11 protein-coding genes, 1 pseudogene and 2 other annotated features are annotated in these 18,536 nt (G+C 40.3%); of the genes and pseudogenes, 2 read left to right on the plus strand and 10 right to left on the minus strand.

Annotated elements, in window-relative coordinates:
• From J416_RS15660 to J416_RS03795, 9 genes are all read right to left on the minus strand, one after another.
• Nucleotides 1–612: a phosphoribosylanthranilate isomerase gene (locus J416_RS15660; protein WP_003465203.1), complete on the minus strand. Its 612-nt coding sequence runs from the start codon at nt 610–612 to the stop codon at nt 1–3.
• A 3-nt stretch (nt 613–615) separates the two neighbouring features.
• Nucleotides 616–1,395: an indole-3-glycerol phosphate synthase TrpC gene (gene trpC / locus J416_RS15665; RefSeq protein WP_003465205.1), complete on the minus strand. Its 780-nt coding sequence runs from the start codon at nt 1,393–1,395 to the stop codon at nt 616–618.
• Nucleotide 1,396: 1 nt separating this feature from the next.
• Entirely contained in the window at nt 1,397–2,422 is a 1,026-nt protein-coding gene (gene trpD / locus J416_RS03765) for an anthranilate phosphoribosyltransferase (protein ID WP_003465206.1), read from the minus strand.
• Complete coding sequence (locus J416_RS03770) at nt 2,419–3,009, minus strand: anthranilate synthase component II (protein WP_003465208.1); 591 nt, start codon at nt 3,007–3,009, stop codon at nt 2,419–2,421. The genes trpD and J416_RS03770 overlap by 4 nt, the downstream gene beginning before the upstream one ends.
• The gene (trpE, locus tag J416_RS03775) at nt 3,006–4,385 is read right to left on the minus strand and encodes an anthranilate synthase component I (RefSeq protein ID WP_003465210.1); all 1,380 of its coding nucleotides are present in this window, start codon (nt 4,383–4,385) and stop codon (nt 3,006–3,008) included. The genes J416_RS03770 and trpE overlap by 4 nt, the downstream gene beginning before the upstream one ends.
• Before the next feature lie 63 nt (nt 4,386–4,448).
• Nucleotides 4,449–4,668: a binding site (T-box leader), on the minus strand.
• A 71-nt stretch (nt 4,669–4,739) separates the two neighbouring features.
• Nucleotides 4,740–4,991, minus strand: a binding site (T-box leader).
• 56 nt (nt 4,992–5,047) lie between these two features.
• Nucleotides 5,048–5,596 (minus strand): 3-dehydroquinate synthase II domain-containing protein, encoded by a 549-nt coding sequence (locus J416_RS03780; protein WP_003465211.1) that lies wholly within the window; start codon nt 5,594–5,596, stop codon nt 5,048–5,050.
• A 541-nt stretch (nt 5,597–6,137) separates the two neighbouring features.
• Nucleotides 6,138–7,421 carry a Gfo/Idh/MocA family protein gene (locus J416_RS03785; protein ID WP_003465212.1) on the minus strand — a complete coding sequence of 428 codons (1,284 nt, stop codon included), beginning with the start codon at nt 7,419–7,421 and terminating at the stop codon, nt 6,138–6,140.
• A gap of 186 nt (nt 7,422–7,607) precedes the next feature.
• On the minus strand, nt 7,608–8,384 hold the full coding sequence (locus tag J416_RS03790) for a 3D domain-containing protein (protein ID WP_003465213.1): 777 nt from the start codon (nt 8,382–8,384) through the stop codon (nt 7,608–7,610).
• A gap of 209 nt (nt 8,385–8,593) precedes the next feature.
• Nucleotides 8,594–10,150 (minus strand): bifunctional metallophosphatase/5'-nucleotidase, encoded by a 1,557-nt coding sequence (locus J416_RS03795; protein ID WP_003465214.1) that lies wholly within the window; start codon nt 10,148–10,150, stop codon nt 8,594–8,596.
• Nucleotides 10,151–10,464: 314 nt separating this feature from the next.
• On the opposite strand from J416_RS03795, the gene J416_RS03800 reads away from it, so the two are divergent.
• Both J416_RS03800 and metE read left to right on the plus strand, forming a co-directional pair.
• Nucleotides 10,465–12,330 carry a bifunctional homocysteine S-methyltransferase/methylenetetrahydrofolate reductase gene (locus J416_RS03800; protein ID WP_003465220.1) on the plus strand — a complete coding sequence of 622 codons (1,866 nt, stop codon included), beginning with the start codon at nt 10,465–10,467 and terminating at the stop codon, nt 12,328–12,330.
• Nucleotides 12,314–14,583, plus strand: a pseudogene (gene metE, locus J416_RS03805) (5-methyltetrahydropteroyltriglutamate--homocysteine S-methyltransferase). Before J416_RS03800 ends, metE begins: the two are co-directional and overlap by 17 nt.
• Before the next feature lie 84 nt (nt 14,584–14,667).
• On the opposite strand, the gene J416_RS03810 reads toward metE, so the two are convergent.
• Nucleotides 14,668–18,495 (minus strand): 5'-nucleotidase C-terminal domain-containing protein, encoded by a 3,828-nt coding sequence (locus J416_RS03810; RefSeq protein ID WP_003465230.1) that lies wholly within the window; start codon nt 18,493–18,495, stop codon nt 14,668–14,670.
• Nucleotides 18,496–18,536: the final 41 nt, after the last annotated feature.

Raw genomic sequence — 18,536 nt, forward strand, 5'->3', positions numbered from 1 at the left:
TTACTCACCTTTCTTCACCGTATTTATAAATGCTTGTATTTTCTCAACATCTTTCTCTCCATCGGTTTCAACACCGCTAGACACATCAACTGCTGTAGGTTGTACTTCATCAATTGCCTCTTGAACATTATCTTGTCGCAAACCGCCAGCAAGAATCACGCGTTTATTTAAAAAATCATACTGTTTCGTGAGCGTCCAATCAAACGTCTCACCATTTCCTCCACGATATTTCCCTGCTGGACTATCGAGTAAATAATAAGCACAATCATACGCACCTATTTGTTCCACATCTTCTGTCGATATCACTTGAAAAGCTTTTATCACAGGAACTCCTATTTGCTGACAAAACGCAGGTGACTCATCACCATGGAGTTGGACATAATCAAGGCCTGCTTCTGTGATTGCGTGCTGAATGCTGGAGAGCTCTTCATTTACAAATACACCGACTTTCTTGACATGTGATGGCACGTTTTGGGCGAGTTGTTTCGCTTGTTCAACGCTCACTTGACGCTTACTATGGGCAAATACAAATCCTAGAAAATCAGCTCCCACATCAACAGCTGCTCGCACGGCCGTTTCATGTTTCAATCCACAAATTTTTACTTGAACCATTATCTACTCTCCTAACGGCACCCGTAGTATATCAAACGTTTCCTTCAAGTCAGCCGAACGCATCATCGTTTCGCCGACGAGAATGCCTTTTGCGCCAGCTCTCTTCACTCTCTCTACATCCTTCTTTTCCTTCATACCACTTTCACTAATTAATAACACTTCATCTGGATTGACTTGATCAGCAAGCCTTTCCGTTGTCGCTAGATCCACATGAAATGTTTTTAAATCGCGGTTGTTAATACCGATAATCTCAGCACCGATTGTTTTGGCCACCTTCATCTCTTCTTCGTTATGCACTTCAAATAAAATATCTAAGCCTTGTTTTTTTGCGTACTGATATAACTCGTCTAAACGCTTAAGCGGTAAGGCAGCTGCAATGAGTAAAATGACGTTGGCTCCTGCGTCTTTCGCACGATCAATTTGAATTTCGTCGATCATAAAATCTTTATTTAGAATCGGCACATCAACAACTTCTCGAACGGCTTGTAGATCTTTCATTGTACCTTGAAAAAAAGGTTCATCCGTTAACACCGATATCGCCCCAGCACCACAAGATTGATAGATTTGCCCTTGTTGCGCTGGATTGATCCCATCATTAATTAATCCTTTCGATGGTGACGCGCGCTTCATCTCGGCAATAATACTGATATAATCAGCTTCCATAAACTGCTTGTAGAGCGAAGCATTTACTTTCTTTGTTTGTAAGGTGCCTGGCTGATAGTCAGCTTTTAATGCGGCTACTTCCTTTTCTTTTTCAATGAGTATCTTGTCTAGAATGGTCATATTACACCTCTTGACTGATCTTTTGGCTATATGTGATCAATTGATCGAGTTTTGTTAATGCTGCACCTGAATCGATGGACTCACGTGCGAAATCAACACCTTCTTGGACAGTTCCAGCTTTTCCATTGGCAAAAATCGCAAGACCCGCGTTCATGATCACCGTATCGCGGTAAGGACCCGTTTCTCCTTCTAACACACGACGAAGAATCGCAGCATTTTCTTTTGCGTCTCCACCTTTAATTTGTTCATTATCAATCGTTGATAAACCAACTTCTTCAGGCGTTAACGTAAACGGTAATAATTCGCCTCGATCTAATAATACCAAATGATTCTCCCCAGCTAAAGAAGCTTCGTCCATATACCCCGCACCGTTTAAGACCAATGCGCGTTTCCTGCCTAATTTATTCAATGCATTTGCCATAATATCTAATGAATCCCGTCGATACGTACCTAACAATTGGGTCGATAATTCAATCGGATTGGTTAATGGGCCAATTAAATTAAAAATCGTCGGTATGCCTAGATTTTTACGCACTTGCATCACACGCTTCATGGCCGGGTGGACGTGCGGTGCAAATAAAAAGGCAATGCCGTTCTCTTTCAAAATCTCTTGTGTTTGTTCAGGTGAGAAATTCAACGATACCCCTAAATGTTCGAGTACATCAGCACTGCCTGTTTTGCTTGAAACGCTGCGGTTACCATGTTTCGCTACCGTAATGCCAGCGCCTGCGATCACAAAGGCTGACGTCGTACTAATATTAAAGCTTTGTGAGCCGTCGCCACCAGTACCACAATTATCTAGAGCATCTGCTATATCTTGTGGTAGCTGTAAGGTTGATTTTTCTCGAATCACATGGACAAGGCCGGCTATTTCATCAGATGTTTCACCTTTGGACGATAATGCTGATAAAAAACCACCAATCGCAATATCACTCGTTTCCTCTTGAAACATCACTTCTGCTGCTTGTTTCATTTCCTCGAGGGTTAAATCTTCTTGGTTAACGACTTTTTTCAGATATTCCTTCATGATTTCGTCTCCTTTCTCTTAACAGCTTGAAAGAAATTGTCTAATAACTGTTTTCCTCTTCCGGTTCCGATTGATTCAGGGTGAAATTGTAATCCGTAAACGGGCAAATACGTATGCTTGATGGCCATAATTTCTTTGTCATCCATAGCCGTTGCAGTGACGAGTAATTCTTCAGGCACGCTTTTTTTACCAATTGTTAACGAGTGGTATCGCATCACTTCTAACGGTTGTTCCAAATAGTTAAAAATTTCATCATTATTGTGACGAATCATCGACGTTTTACCATGTTTGATTTGTTCAGCATGTGTAATCTCCGCTCCATACGCTGCACCAATCGCTTGATGGCCTAAACAAATTCCTAAAATCGGATATTCACTGGCCAGTTCCTTCACAACATCTATGCATATGCCTGCTTCTTGTGGCGTCCCAGGTCCCGGTGAGAGAATAATCGATTCTGGTTGTTTTTGTCGGATATCTTCTATCGTAATCTTATCATTACGGACGACTTCGACTTCGTTCCCAAGCTCTGAAATATATTGATATAAATTATACGTAAATGAATCATAATTATCGATTAACAACATCATTTTTGACTGACCTCCAATAAAGATTTCGCTTTATTTAACGTTTCTTGATATTCTGATGCGGGATCAGAATCATATACAACGCCTGCTCCTGCCTGCACATAAGCAAGTTGCCCTTTAATCACCATCGTCCGAATCGCCAGTGCTAAATCTAAATCGCCATTCATGTTAATATAACCAACAGCCCCAGAGTAGACACCACGTTTTTTCGCTTCTAAGTCGTTAATAATTTGCATCGCTCGTATCTTGGGGGCACCTGACACTGTTCCCGCTGGCAATGTTGAGATCAGTGCATCCAGTCCCGTATAGTCATCGGTTAATGTGCCATGTACTTCTGACACAATGTGCATCACATGCTGATAGCGTTCAATGGTCATATATTTTGGTACATTGACAGACCCAACATTACAAACACGACCTAAATCATTACGACTGAGATCCACCAACATCTTATGTTCGGCCCGTTCTTTATCATCGGCAAGTAATTCATCAGCTAACGCTTGGTCTTGATGATCAGTTTTTCCTCGCGGTCGTGTGCCTGCAATCGGGTTCGTAATGACTTCACTTCCTGTCGTTTTGATTAAACTTTCAGGCGAAGCGCCGAGTACAATATAATCTTTGAAGTCAATAAAATACATATATGGTGATGGATTCGCTACGCGCAGTCTCCGGTAAAACGTGAAAGGATCGGCATCGAAACTCGCCTTCATCCGCTGTGAAAGAACCACTTGAAACGTATCACCATCGATAATGTGTTGTTTCGCCTTTTCGACCATTTCCATATAATCCGCTTGTTGAATCGAGGTATGAAAGTCAATCTTTAATTCTTCATCTGTCATCTTCGTTTCTGGTGTGGTGACTTGCTGTTTCAAGTTGTCCAGGCTTATGTCCAATTGCTTTTCATCTCTTGTACCGTCCAAATTAATACTCATAATGGTTAGCTTTTGTTTGAGATGATCATAGACAATCACATCTTGATAAAACATCATGTGAACATCTGGCATATCAATTTCATCATCGAGTAATTCACCGATATCTTCATATTGACGAATCGCATCATAACCGATATAACCAATCGCGCCACCATAAAAAACATAGGGTAGTGGCAATTCTTGCTGTGGAATATGTGCTTTAACCACTTCTAACGGTAATTGCTCAAATCTTTCTTCGGTTCCTTGCACATGGTTGATGACGGTGGTTGACCGTTCTTCGCCAATAATCTCTTTATATGGGTTGAACCCAATAAAGGAGAACCGCCCTTTGTCATGATGACTACCTGAACTTTCTAATAAAAATTTCTTTTCTCCTTCCACGCGATGAAAGATCGATATCGGTGTGATCATGTCACCATTCAACGTTTCACTTTTATATTCGACCATCTGCTTCACTCCTTTTTGCGAAATAAATAAACCGTCCCTATAAACGCAAAGCTTTGTTACGTTGATAGGGACGGTTTATGACGACCGCGGTGCCACCTCTACTTGAAGGATTATTTTGTTCCTTCCGCTCATTGATCCAATAACGCTGATCAAGCGTTGCTCTATACTATATTCCAGAGCACTCTCGAAAGCCCATTCCTTTTCCCATGCATGCCGGTTTCCAGCTACCCCGACTCTCTGTGATGCAGCGGAGAAAAGTACTTCCCTTTCTCATCGATTTGTCCGATTCCATTGTAAACACTGATAGTTTTTCACTAGACGAGCGTATAAACAAAAAACGGGTCCCCTCATCCCAAAAAGGACGAGAAAACCCGTGGTACCACCTTTGTTAGCTGATTGAATCAGCTCACTTATCACACGTCAGATGTAAAACATGTAACGCTACCCCTTTGCAACGAGTGGGCCTCTCGCCAAATCCTACTAACAAAACTGCGTTCGGTTTGGAGCTCGGAAGTCCATTCACTTATCACGCACACTGGTTCACACCAACCACCAGCTCTCTTTTTGTGCTGCAAATAAGCTACTTCTCTTCGTCAACGCCATCCGATTCAAATGTTACTCTTATCTTATTATGTAATCATGCGTTTGTCAACGATTCTTTTTTAATATTCAGAAATTTCCTCATCGATCTTTTCGCCAAGATGCCTACCAGGCTGATCCACTCTTACCAAAATTTTATCTCCTGTTTTCAAATGGATCGCTTGTTGTTCCAATGGATCGTTCCCTAATAGATGAACACTATCAGCTTCTTGAACGGTGGCTGAAATCTCTGTCGCATTAGTTCGTGCGACTATACGCATGAGTGGACGCTTTTCAATTTTCACTCGTCCGACGGCAATCAACCTTGATTCCCCTGTCTCTGAAACAACACTTAATAGATCACCTGGTTGTACCTCCGCTAAGTAGGCAGTCTGTTCTTCTTTTTTTACAACATAATGATGGATCGCCCCACTATTCACTCGAAATGGTCGGGCTGGATATGTATCTGTGGAACGATTTTCTGCCAACGCCATCATATAGCCATGTCCCGTATTTCCAACCAATATTCCTTCTGTCGATTTCAACTGATCAACAAAATCAATACAGACGCGTGACCCTTCACCAATCGATTCAATATGGACAATTTCAGCTTCTTGAAACTCATTTGTCATCATTATCCTCCTGTTCACAAAATTGTAATAGCAATTTTATTTCCTATCATATACAATAATCAATAGATTGACAATTAGGAGGGATAACAAAATGAGAAAACTATTAGCTACGTTATTTCTTCTATTAATTGCTTTCTTTGGTGTGATTGGTATCAACAACGCAACAGACTCCGTTTCTGAAGAAAGCATTCAAATAGAACAAACACAATAGAAGATCAACAAATATAGTGAAAACCAGTTACTTTACGATTACTGGGAAATCTATGCCTGACGCTTGCTCGATTTCCCGGTAAATCACAAATTACTGGGAAATCGGCACCGTAATGCTAATCGATTTCCCAGTAATATTCAGATCAACTTATTTTTCATGCAAACAGCGCTAGCTACATCATCTATTTGAAGCATAAATGGATTTTCGATGCTAACAGCTACCTTTCAATTCTCTGTTTGACTCATATATTCATTTTTCATGCAAATACAAGTATTCTATCTTTCTGTTTGACGCATTTATACATAAATCCGTCTATTCCGCTTCCACCTTTTAAAAATCTACTAAATCATCCACTTTTACTGCTTGACCTGTTCGTAATGAATGATTCCCTGCAATGCCAGTAAGGATAGAAACAGCGCCGTCAATATGGGAAGCGGCTCGATTGAATTCATCCTCAGCTGGCTTTCCAAATAAATCATTTAACAATACAGGATCGCCACCGCCGTGTCCGCCTTTTCCTTCTTTCACTTCTACTTCATAAGGCTCGCCAAACATCGGTAATACGCGAATAACTTTCTCATCCAGTTTCCCTTCATCACTTTTATCGCCGCCTGAATTGATATAAGATTGTTCACGCACTTGAACTTCAATGCGTCCTTTACTACCATTAAACGCAATCATAAATCCTTCCCAAGGCAAATACGCATTGAGTGAATACGTTAAAATAGCATTGTTTTTATACGTAACAATCACCCCTAACGTATCTTCTATGCTAATTCCATCACCGAATACACTTTGATCGCGCTGATATCCGTCTTCTTTTTCCGCATCTAAATACATCGACTTTAAATGTTCATTGGCTTCTAAATCAATCGCGAACGGATCATTTTTCGCATGTTCACTGCCATATGCTCGTTGATAGAAATTCGTTTCTCCCCTTCGTTCCGCATTTTCTTTCCCATAAAAATGAAGACCACCCGTTGCATAGACAGTATCAGGTGTTGTATCTAACCAAAAATTCACTAAATCGAAATGGTGTGTCGATTTATGAACCAAAAGTCCGCCACTGTTACGTTTATCACGATGCCAACGCCTGAAATAATCCGCACCATGTTGTGTGTCAAGCGCCCATTCAAAATGAACGGAATTCACTTCACCAATCGCGCCATCACGAATCAGCTCTCGTATCTTCGTATTGTGCGGGGCATAACGATAATTAAATGTTACTCTTACCTGCTTGCCCGTACGTTCAATAGCATCAAGAATTGCTTGTGTTTTTTCTTCATCAACCGTCATTGGCTTTTCTGTAATGACATCACAACCTAATTCCATGGCGCGAATGATATAACGGTGATGCGTTCGATCCACAGAAGTGACAATGACAATATCAGGATTTTCAGCCTGAATCATCTCATCAAATTGATCTGCTTTATACGTACGAATTTTTTCGACATCATACTTTTCTACTAATAATTGATTCGCATAATCCAGTCGTGTTTGATTCGTGTCACAAAAGGCAATTAATGAACAAGTCTCTTGAAAATCTCGAACCATCGCTCCATAAAAAAATTCCGCACGTCCACCCGTACCTACTAAAACATATTTCTTTTTCACCTGACACACTCCCATCTGTAATCGCTAACATTTTATAATAACAACGTTGTTAAAATTATAAGCGATTCCACCTATTTTAGCAAGCTGTATTTGTAAAATGATGGACCTATTTTGATTGATATGGTTTTTATATAAGACTAACCTAAACCAAAAAAACCTCCCAACATTACGTTGAGAGGGAATAGATTAAGACTCTAAAATGGTCACTTTGACTTGGCGTCTGCCCCAACTATATGCTTCATCTTTCGTTGGTACGTGTACGTCAATTCGATTTCCATTGATCGCGCCACCTGTATCAGCAGCAATGGCTTCACCATATCCTTCGACATGAACACGCGTTCCAAGTGGAATAACATTTGGGTCAACGGCAATTACTTTCATGTTACGATTTTCGAGTAAGTTAATACCGGTTGCTGTTGTTCCAGAGCAACCATCGCATTGCGCCGTATATGCCGTAGCTTCCATTGTGATTGTTTTTTCTTCACTTTCTGCATTGTTTTCTTTAGTTGATGTTTGTTCAACGTTCGGTTCACTAGCGACAGGTGTTGCTTCTGTTTCCTGCTTTGTTTCTTCTTGCTTTTTAGATGAGTCATCCTCTTTATCTTTTTCAGTTACACCTTTAATTGTTAATTCTTCTCCCACTAAAATAAGGTTCGTCGATAACTGATTCCATTCCTTTATATCATCGACTGTCACACCATATTCTAATGCAATCTCACTCAATGTATCTCCACTTTGAACTTGATAAGTAATTTCTTTATCTATCTGTAGTGTTTGCTTAGGTACAATAAGATCTGATTCCAAATCGTTCATTTCTTTCAATTTGGCAACAGTCGTATCGTATTCTTGAGCTATTTCCCATAAGCTATCTCCTTCGACCACTTCATATTCCGTTGCAGAAAGTGGTACAACAACTAGTAAGCTAGTTAATAGTAGCGCAATACTCACAACAATTTTTCTCATCATTGTTGCCTCCTTTCATGTTGACAAGCCGTAGCATAACACATGATTTCACCATTTGTGGTTACATCGAGATTAAAAGATCGTAACAAACATTACGATGTTACATGGGCTTGTCATATTTGTCATTATTGGGCAACAATGATAGATTTTATACATTCAAACTGAAATTTTTTTATACAATTGATATATTTCATCATAGAAAATGGGAATTATTCATAGACTACTTTCCAGTTTTGATTGCAAGAAGCTTCAATGATTTGCTCTTGTAATAAGTCATTAGCAATGATCTCGGTCATATCAGTCTGGATATCTTGTAATACTTCTTTACCAGAAAACATTTCATAACCGCCACCACCACTGGCACGATAATGATTCATCACCACCGCGAATTCTTCTTCCATATCCATTGGACGCTCGTTATAATCTAGTTGTACAACCCGTTGACCTACAGGCTTGGACACATTGATCGTATATTCAATCCCTTCCCACATATCGTAATTATAATGTTGGGGTTTCGGATAAAGAAATTCGGGGTGAATGCCCATTTCACCATTCTCTTTTACTTGAAAATAATGAGCTGTTCGTTCTAGCGCTTCCTTGATATCTCGTCCTCTCAGTTTGATTACTTTTAACGTATTGGGAAAAATATAATTCGTTACAACGTCACGCATGGATATGTTTTCTGGAAAACCCGGTGCTTGATTATCAAAAATAGCCGTACAAGAAATCGAGGCACCACTAACTTTCATCTGCAACTGGTTGATATATTCGATAAAAGGGTGTTCGGTTAATCGAGCTTGAAAGGCATCATCAATGGTCATGTCCCCTCTCGTACGTGCCATCGGTTGATCGAGCCAATCTTGCACTGTTTTTTCTTTATCTTCCATATCATTTAAAACCGCTTCACTAGTATTTGTTGTTTCCTCTACCTCGTGAATCATGGGTCGAACAGAAGTCACAGCTTTGTTTTGATCAAACGTGACTTCGATTTCGCCGAGTGCAGCTCCTTGATGACCCACTTGAATCAATGGGGTCTCTTTCACTTGATTTACGAGCAAGCGATGTTGATGACCTGTTAGTAGTAGGTCAATCCCATCGACTTCCTGACATATTTGAACGGCTTGATTTTCTCCCGTAATCGGTTCAGTTGCTTCTTTCGTTTCAGGATCTCTTTCTAATCCGCCGTGGTAACAAACGACTAAGAAGTCAGGACGCTCTTGTTTTCGCACATAGGGCACCCAACGTTTTGCTGCTTTACACGCATCTTCAAAGACAAGTGATTCAATATGTGATGGGTCTTCCCACTGCGGGATCAAATGTGTCGTCAGCCCGATAAAACCAATCTTCAAACCCTTTATTTCTCGTATGACATATGGCTCGAAATATGGCTCTTTCGTTTGCTTATCCAATATATTCGCTGATAACCATGGATACTGTGATGCTTCTATGGCATGATTCAAATAAGAAATGCCATAATTAAATTCATGATTCCCAAGTATACCTACATCATACCCCATCGTGTTAGCCACCTGAATCATTGGGCTAGGTGTTTCTGGATATTGTTTTGCATAATAGTATGTGAACGGACTCCCTTGAATAAAATCCCCGTTATCAATTAAAAGCATATGCTTCTGTTCTTTTATTTGTTCTATTATTGTAGCAAGCTTCGCAAGTCCTAATGGTTGTTCAGTTGAATCACGGTAATTCGTTGGATGCACATACCCATGAACATCACTCGTAAAACAAATTGATAGACTTGTTGACATAGCAATCCTCCCCTTTCTCGTTCCATTATAATCAAAAAAACGAAGATGAGGAAAAAGTTTACACGATTTTAACGAAACGTTTACACCTATTTAGTATTCATTTGATATATTATAATTGTTCCAAATGGAGCAATGCTCTCAAAATTGCTTTCTCACAATATGATAGCCCCTTTTTCTTCATACCGGTGATTGCCTTCATCGGTATATTTTTTTCTTTTTCCAAATTTGCTTGATTTTATCACCACGTTTCTGTAACATGTTATAAAGATGTATCCTGTCAATTTTTTCTAGAATTATCGAAAGGAGGTAGATACATGACGTTATTGCAAAAACTGCAAAATGAGATTGTGGTTGGTGACGGGGCGATGGGAACACTTCTCTACTCTCACGGCGTTGACCAATGCTTTGAATCATTTAATCTGACCAATCCAGAACAAGTTCAACGGATTCATCAATCATACATTGCCGCTGGCGCTAACGTGATTCAAACCAATACGTATGGAGCCAATTTCATTAAATTATCGCGCTATGGACTTGAAGAGAAAGTACACCAATTGAATCAACAAGCAGTCAAGATTGCCAAACGAGCAGCCAACGAAGATACGGCTGTCTTAGGGACAATAGGAGGAATCAGAGGCGTTCAAAAGCGCATTACGAGCAAAAAAGAAATCATTCGTAGTTTTCAAGAACAATTTTATACCCTTTTATCTGCGGGCGTTGATGGTATTTTACTAGAAACGTATTATGATATGGATGAACTGATGACAATTTTAAAGATTGCTAGAGAAGAAACGTCGCTCCCTATCGTAACGAATGTATCAATGCATGAACCAGGTATTTTGGAAAATGGAACATTATTAGCGGATGCCCTCCACCAATTGGAAGAATTGGGCTCTGATGTTGTCGGTGTAAATTGCCGACTAGGTCCTCATCACATGCTGGAGGCACTCGAGACAGTTCCCATACCAAATCATGCCCACTTAGCGGCTTACCCAAATGCAAGTTTCCCAGCTTATGAAAATGGAAAACTTGTCTACCATCAACATGCTGAATATTTTAAACAATGTGCAGCATCTTTCCGCGAACAAGGTGTGCGACTAATCGGTGGTTGCTGTGGTACAACACCAGAGCACATTGCAGCCATTAACGATGCGACACAAACCTTAGCACCGATCACATCAAAACAAGTAAAACCAAAAGTGGATATCATTACACAAGCAGCTCCACCTCATTCTACGGCAACTTCTTTAAAAGACTTAGCGAAAGAGCGTCATACAGTCATCGTTGAATTGGATGCTCCGAAACATTTGGATACATCACTCTTTTTTCAAGGCGTTCGCGAGCTAGATGATATAGGTGTTGACGCCATTACCTTAGCCGATAATTCGTTAGCTACACCACGAATCAGTAATACCGCCATAGCCATGAAAATGAGAGAAATCGGTATAAAAACGAAACTATTAATTCATCTGACATGTAGAGATCGTAACTTAATCGGTTTACAATCACATCTCATGGGATTACATACGCTTGGGTTTAATGAAATTTTAGCGATTACCGGTGATCCGACACGAATTGGTGGTTTTCCTGGGGCTTCTTCTGTATTTGATGTCACTTCAGGGGAATTGACTCGCTTAATCAAGCAATGTAATCAAGGGCGATCCTTTGCTGGAACGTCACTACAAACACAAACAAACTTTCACGTTGCAGGTGCACTGAATGCCAATGTCCAGAAATTAGACCGTACCATCAAGCGTATGAAACGAAAAATCAATAATGGAACAGATTATTTTTTGACACAGCCGATTTTCACCCATGAAAAAATCATATCATTATACCGAGAAACACAACATCTTGACACCCCCATCTTTGTAGGTATCATGCCACTTATCTCTCACAAAAATGCAGAATTTCTCCATCATGAAGTTCCTGGCATCGGGCTTTCCGATGAAGTCCGAGCAAGGATGCAAGCACACCGTAATAAAAAAGACGCCAAACAAGAAGGCCTGCAAATTGCAAAGGAATTAATTGATACAGCCATTCATTATTTTCATGGCATTTATCTCGTCACACCTTTTATGGATTATCACTTAACGGTAGAACTAACAAAGTATATTCATGATCAAACGAAAAATCAATCGATGAGAAAGGAACATGTACATTATGACGACGTTTATTAGTTCAAATATAGGTTATCCGAGAATCGGAAAAGACAGAGAATGGAAACACGCGTTAGAAAGTTATTGGCGTGGGGATCAAACCGAAGAAGGATTACGAAAAGAGTTACAAACGATACGACTGAATCACCTACAGAAGCAAAAGGAACTCGGAATTGAACACATTCCCGTTGGTGACTTTTCCTTTTATGACCATATGCTTGATACAGCATTTATGTTTAACGTGATCCCGAAGCGGTTTCAATCCCAATCCCGATCGACGTTAGATACGTATTTTGCGATGGCACGCGGGACAGAAGATGCTGTTGCTGCTGAAATGACGAAATGGTTTAACACGAATTATCATTACATCGTTCCAGAATTAGATGATATAGAACCAAGCTTACGAGCAAATACGCCACTTAATGATTACCAGGAGGCCAAACGTGAATGTGGGATCGATGGCAAACCGGTTATCGTTGGTCCCATTACGTTTCTAAAACTATCGAAAGGAAAGCATGCAGATCTTTTACAAGAGTGGTTGTCCACGTTCATTCCGCTCTATCAGCAAGTATTTTCTGAGTTAGCCGAAGCAGGTGCTCGATGGATTCAAGTTGATGAACCGATTTTGGCAACGAACCTATCAACTGCTGAGTGGGAACTAATCGAAGCATGTTATACCAAGTTGACGGAAGCTGTGCCTGAAGCCAATCTATTATTGCAAACTTATTTTAGCGATATTCCAGATTATCAACGGTTGATTCAATTACCAGTCACAGGCATCGGATTAGATTTTGTCTATGGTGATAATCTGTCATCTATAAAGAAATATGGCTTTCCAAAAGATAAAACATTGGCTGCTGGAATCATTAATGGACGCAACGTATGGCAGGCAGACTTAGAAAGTAAACTAGCCATCATCGATGAACTTTCAAGCGAGATACCTGAGGGTAACATATGGATGCAGCCATCATGCTCCCTTTTACACGTTCCCGTCACGAAAACGAGTGAATCCAAATTAGATCAAACCATTTATGAGGCGCTTTGTTTTGCAGATGAGAAATTAAGTGAAATTACAACACTCGTTCAAGCGAGCAATCACGGCAAAGAGTCAGTTGAGGATACCATTCATGATCATAAACAGGCATTGCAAAATTTTCTCGCTACGCAGCAATTTGATGAACATACATCAGTGACTGCATCCATGCCGACACGTAACTTGCCTTTCACACAACGTAGACAAGAACAAGAGACTCATCTCTCACTGCCGATTCTACCGACAACAACCATCGGTAGCTTACCTCAAACCGATGAAGTACGAAGCACAAGAAGAAAATGGCGCAGAAAAGAAATCACAGATTCCGAATACCAATCGTTTATTCGAGATGAAATCGCTAAATGGATAAACATCCAGGAAGAATTAGAACTCGATGTGCTCGTTCACGGCGAATTTGAACGAACAGATATGGTCGAATATTTCGGTGAAAAGTTAAATGGTTTCACTGTCTCCGAATATGGCTGGGTACAATCATACGGTTCTCGTTGTGTAAAGCCACCGCTGATCGTTGGCAATGTCGAATGGACAAAAGAAATGACAGTAAGAGAAGTTGTGTACGCTCAGTCTCTAACTGAAAAACCGGTAAAAGGGATGCTCACTGGACCTGTCACCATCTATAATTGGTCTTTTGCACATGAGGCACTCTCACGTGATTCCGTACAAAATCAAATTGCGTTGGCATTGGAAAAAGAAGTATTAACGTTAGAAGAGGCAGGGATTTCTATCATACAAGTCGACGAACCAGCACTGCGAGAAGGATTGCCATTAGATCGAAACCGATGGAACGCTTATTTCGATGCAGCTGTTCGCGCTTTTCGATATGCGACATCCTCTGTTCAACCAGGCACACAAATTCATACGCACATGTGCTATTCAGAGTTTAGTGACATCTATGAGACCATTGACGCACTAGATGCAGATGTTATTTCAATTGAAACGTCACGTAGCCACGGTGAATTGATTCAAACATTTGAAGAAAATGATTATCAAAAAGAAATTGGCTTAGGCGTTTATGATATTCACAGCCACGTATACCAAGTGTGGAAGAAATTAGAACAAATATTGAACGTGCGCTTAATACGATTGATGTAGAGAAGTTTTGGATTAATCCCGATTGTGGTTTAAAAACCAGACAAGAAGAAGAAACCATTGCGGCCTTAGCAAACATGGTAAAAGCTGCTCATCACATTCGGAAACGCGATATCGTTTCGCAACGATAACTGACGATAAAGTACGAACACAGTTTACCCTTAGGAAATGTCAGACGCTGTTACAACAGAAATGTAACAGCGTCTGATCGTTTTTTACATCCGTTCTCTTTTGCTCCATAAACGGAAGCTAATACCAGCAATAATCATTAGGCTACCTGCAAGTAAGATGGTGAACATATTTGTGGCCGTATCTGGCAAGTCTTGTTCACCTGTGGCTGAGTTTTGTTGCTCAGTTTGTTCGGTATCATCTTGGGTTTTGTTTGATGTGTTCGCTTCATTTTGCTCAGTTTCTTCCTCGGTGTCAGTTTCTTGACCATTGGGATCATCAACTTGATCGCTTGTTGATGCAAATACTGCAAATGTACTGAAGTGGTTCGTATCTGCTGAAATAACCCCATTTTGATAGTCACCACCCATACGTTCCCATTTATTGTCGGATTCGTTATAATGATAAATCGCTAGCAAATTTGTGTTATCTCGATCCATTTCGTCTACTGAGAATCTAAGTGTTACTGGCGTTGTAAATGTATCAACTTCTCCTCCATTTATAGAAAAATCGTAAACATCACTTATGGCTTGATTGGCATCTCTTACATCATCTCGCTTCTGAATTTGAACATTCACTTCTTCTAATGGGAATTCACTAGATGAGATATCTACCGTAACATCAGACAGTTGAAAAGAAAGCAGAACAGATTTTTCTTTTAACATTTCAACTTGCTGTTTCGTTAATATAATATCAGCTACCGAATCTTCAATATCGACAATCACTGTTCCGTTCTCAGCAATTGTTTCCATTGAACCTTCTTCTACTCTAACCTGACCATTGGCATTTGATGTAGATACTTTTAAATGTTCTTTCTTTTCTGGATTTTCTTGTTCATTTTCATTGTCACCCTGCCCGGGGGTTGGATGCTCATCTTCGGCATCTTCCTCCTCAGCACCATCTACAGCGACAATTCTACCTTCGGGTCCCGCTTGCAGTGGGTTGTCCGCTGTTGTATTTAATTGTTTCATATAATCCACCAATGCATCGATATCTAATGGGCCTAATTGCGGACGACTTCCCAATTCACCAATTGGACGATACTTTTCTCCTTGAGACGTACCCATATAGTTGTTCACAACAAGTGTATACATTGCCTCACCATCAATCGGCTCACCATTAGGGAATGTAATATCGGTTACTTTATTTTCTGATTCATCCCATTTGTAATGCAAGCCAGAAACGCTATAATCCGGCCCATATGTTGGCGAAAGTTGCGCGTTTAATATCGGATACAAATCTTTCCCTTGAATCTCCAACTTCATTAACGTATTACCAAATGGCATGATGTTATATAAATCTCCCCAAGTAATGTCTCCTTGTAACAAATCATCACGTATACCGCCACCATTCATTAGCGCGAAATCGGCATCCCCCATTGTCCATCGCATACTATCAGCAATCACGTTTCCCAGTCCATGATCACCAGTATTCGAGTAATCACCCGTTAAATCTTGTCCATTGTAACCAATCACTTGATTCATTCTTGACTCAATTTTATCCGCATATCCTGATAGTATATCGGTAACAGCAGGATCGGGATCGACGGATGACTGATCGACAAAAACGATTTCTGCTTCTTTTTCAACAATGTCTCCACTATCTCGATTGATTCGTAGATCGACATCTGAGAATGCCTTCCCATATTCACTAGCTTGTACAATTAATTTATCGTCAACTTCTCCATTTATCACTTGATGATTGTGCGCTGCAAAAATGACATCAACCTCGTCATCAATTTGTTTTGCCAAATGCGCGGAATCGCCTGTGACAACATTGCCTTCTTGACTAGCTGGAAGGTGAGCAAGTACAACAATGGCTTCTACACCTTCTGCTTTTAAATCAGCTACGGATTCGTTTACAGCTGTTACTTCATCCGTAAATTCGATATCTTCAATTCCCGCTGGCATAACCATACCTGCAGATGCTTGCGTATTGACCCCTATGAATCCAATTTTTTCACCATCAATTGTTTCGATAGCATATGGCGGTAATATCGTTTCCCCCGAATCCTTATACACACAATTGGCACATAGATTCTGAAAATCCATACCATCATAGTGATCCGTTCCTAATTCTTCAGGGTGTTCTCCCCCATTCACCATGCGCAACAATTCGTCTGTCCCCTCATCAAACTCATGATTCCCAACTGTACCATAATCAAATCCGATTTCTTCTAAAATTTCTACCGTCGGTTCATCTTGAAATAAACCGGATACAGGTGAACTCCCTCCGATCATATCACCAGCATGAATAATTCTTGAATGAGGGTGTTGTTGGTCGCGTTCTTTCAAATATGCGGAGACATAATCCATTCTACCAAACGTCCCGTCAGTTTCTCCGTCTCCAGTGATGTCTAATTCGTATTCTTGATCAATTTTTCCATGCAAATCATTCATGCCTAATAGTTGCACATCGAGATAAGATTCATCAGATTCATTTTCTTCTAATGGTTGATACCCTGCCGATTCCGCTTCTTCTGCACTAGCAAAAAAGATTCGTTTAGCAACAGGAACATCTTCCCAATCTAATGGTTCTACATATGTCTTCGTTTCTGAATGACCAACATAGCGATGGAAATCTCCACCTTCAGTCATTGCTCGATATTCAAACGGTAATTGCTTTAGTCCATGAGTAGGGTTCCATATGCCTTTCTCAGACTCATATGCTTGTTGAACGGCAGATTGATATTGATCATACGTTTTTTCATCAGCAAATGGCCAAATAAAGTATGTGACGGCATACCCCTCTTCCACCATTTCTATATTCGTATTTACACCTTCTTCATTTATCACTTCAGCTAGTAACCGTCCATATTCATCAGTCGGTTGTTCTCCTAGTTTTAGCTTCACTTGTTCGCCTTCTTCTAATAATGACTGTAAATATTCCGTCGCTTTGTCACCATGTTGTTTTTGATTTTCCTCATCAACACCCTCACTACCACTAACGCTAGTTTCTGGAGTGTCAATATTGACAAAACGGACGCGGTCTGAGCCTAAAACTGGTTCTTCTAAACGAATCGTATCCCCATCGGTTACAGAAGCAACTGTTGCTGTATGTTCTTTACTTGGTGTGGGCGCTTCCGATTGTTCACTTGCTTTCTTTATATCCGCTTGATCCCTTGGAAGAAGCTGATAACGATCATATTGCCCCAGCACTGCTGTAACGTCATACCAAGCACCCTCCTGCAATGATTCGATATCGATTGTATCTTCCATAACTCTTAACGTTGTACTATGAAACTCGTCATCTATGAAAGTTATGTTATAACCCCCACCAGCAGGACTAGTTGGAATATTATCAATATAACCAGTCACTGATACGAGTTGACCTTCTAACGGTTCTGAACGTGCTTCATTTTGTAAACGCTTGATTGTTATTTGTTTTGGATTAGGTATCGGTTGATTAGAAGCGATCACCGTCACAGAATCCTTATGATTGGGTATAATTTCAGTTAGGCCATTATACACTTCGATTTTGCCTGTGATACGCACTTTATCTCCAGGTTGAAATGCCAAATCATTGGATAGATCATAGTGAAACACATTAATGCCAGCACCGTCATCCTGAATATATGTCGACAGCTGTGTACTATCAGGAGCTGCTAAATTGTCTGTCGTCACCACCCCTTCTATTGTAACGGTTTCACCAATCTTGCTCTTTGCATCTTGAATGCTAATCGAGTTTGTCGTGTCGATGTCAGCATCGCTTTCTGTCGTTTCTAGTGTCCCTTCGCTTGTCACCTGCTTATCTTCCATCTGATTCGTTTCTGCACTTAATGGAACAACTGGCACAAAACCATAACTGAAGGCAGAAAACAGTAAAACGATGGTTAAAGCGACACGAAAAAATCTGTTTTTGACAAAAGGTTTCATTAATTCCCCTCCTTAAAATATTTGTACGTAATAGATTCTAC

The organism is Gracilibacillus halophilus YIM-C55.5 (genome assembly GCF_000359605.1).
GTDB classification, from domain to species: domain Bacteria; phylum Bacillota; class Bacilli; order Bacillales; family Amphibacillaceae; genus Gracilibacillus; species Gracilibacillus halophilus.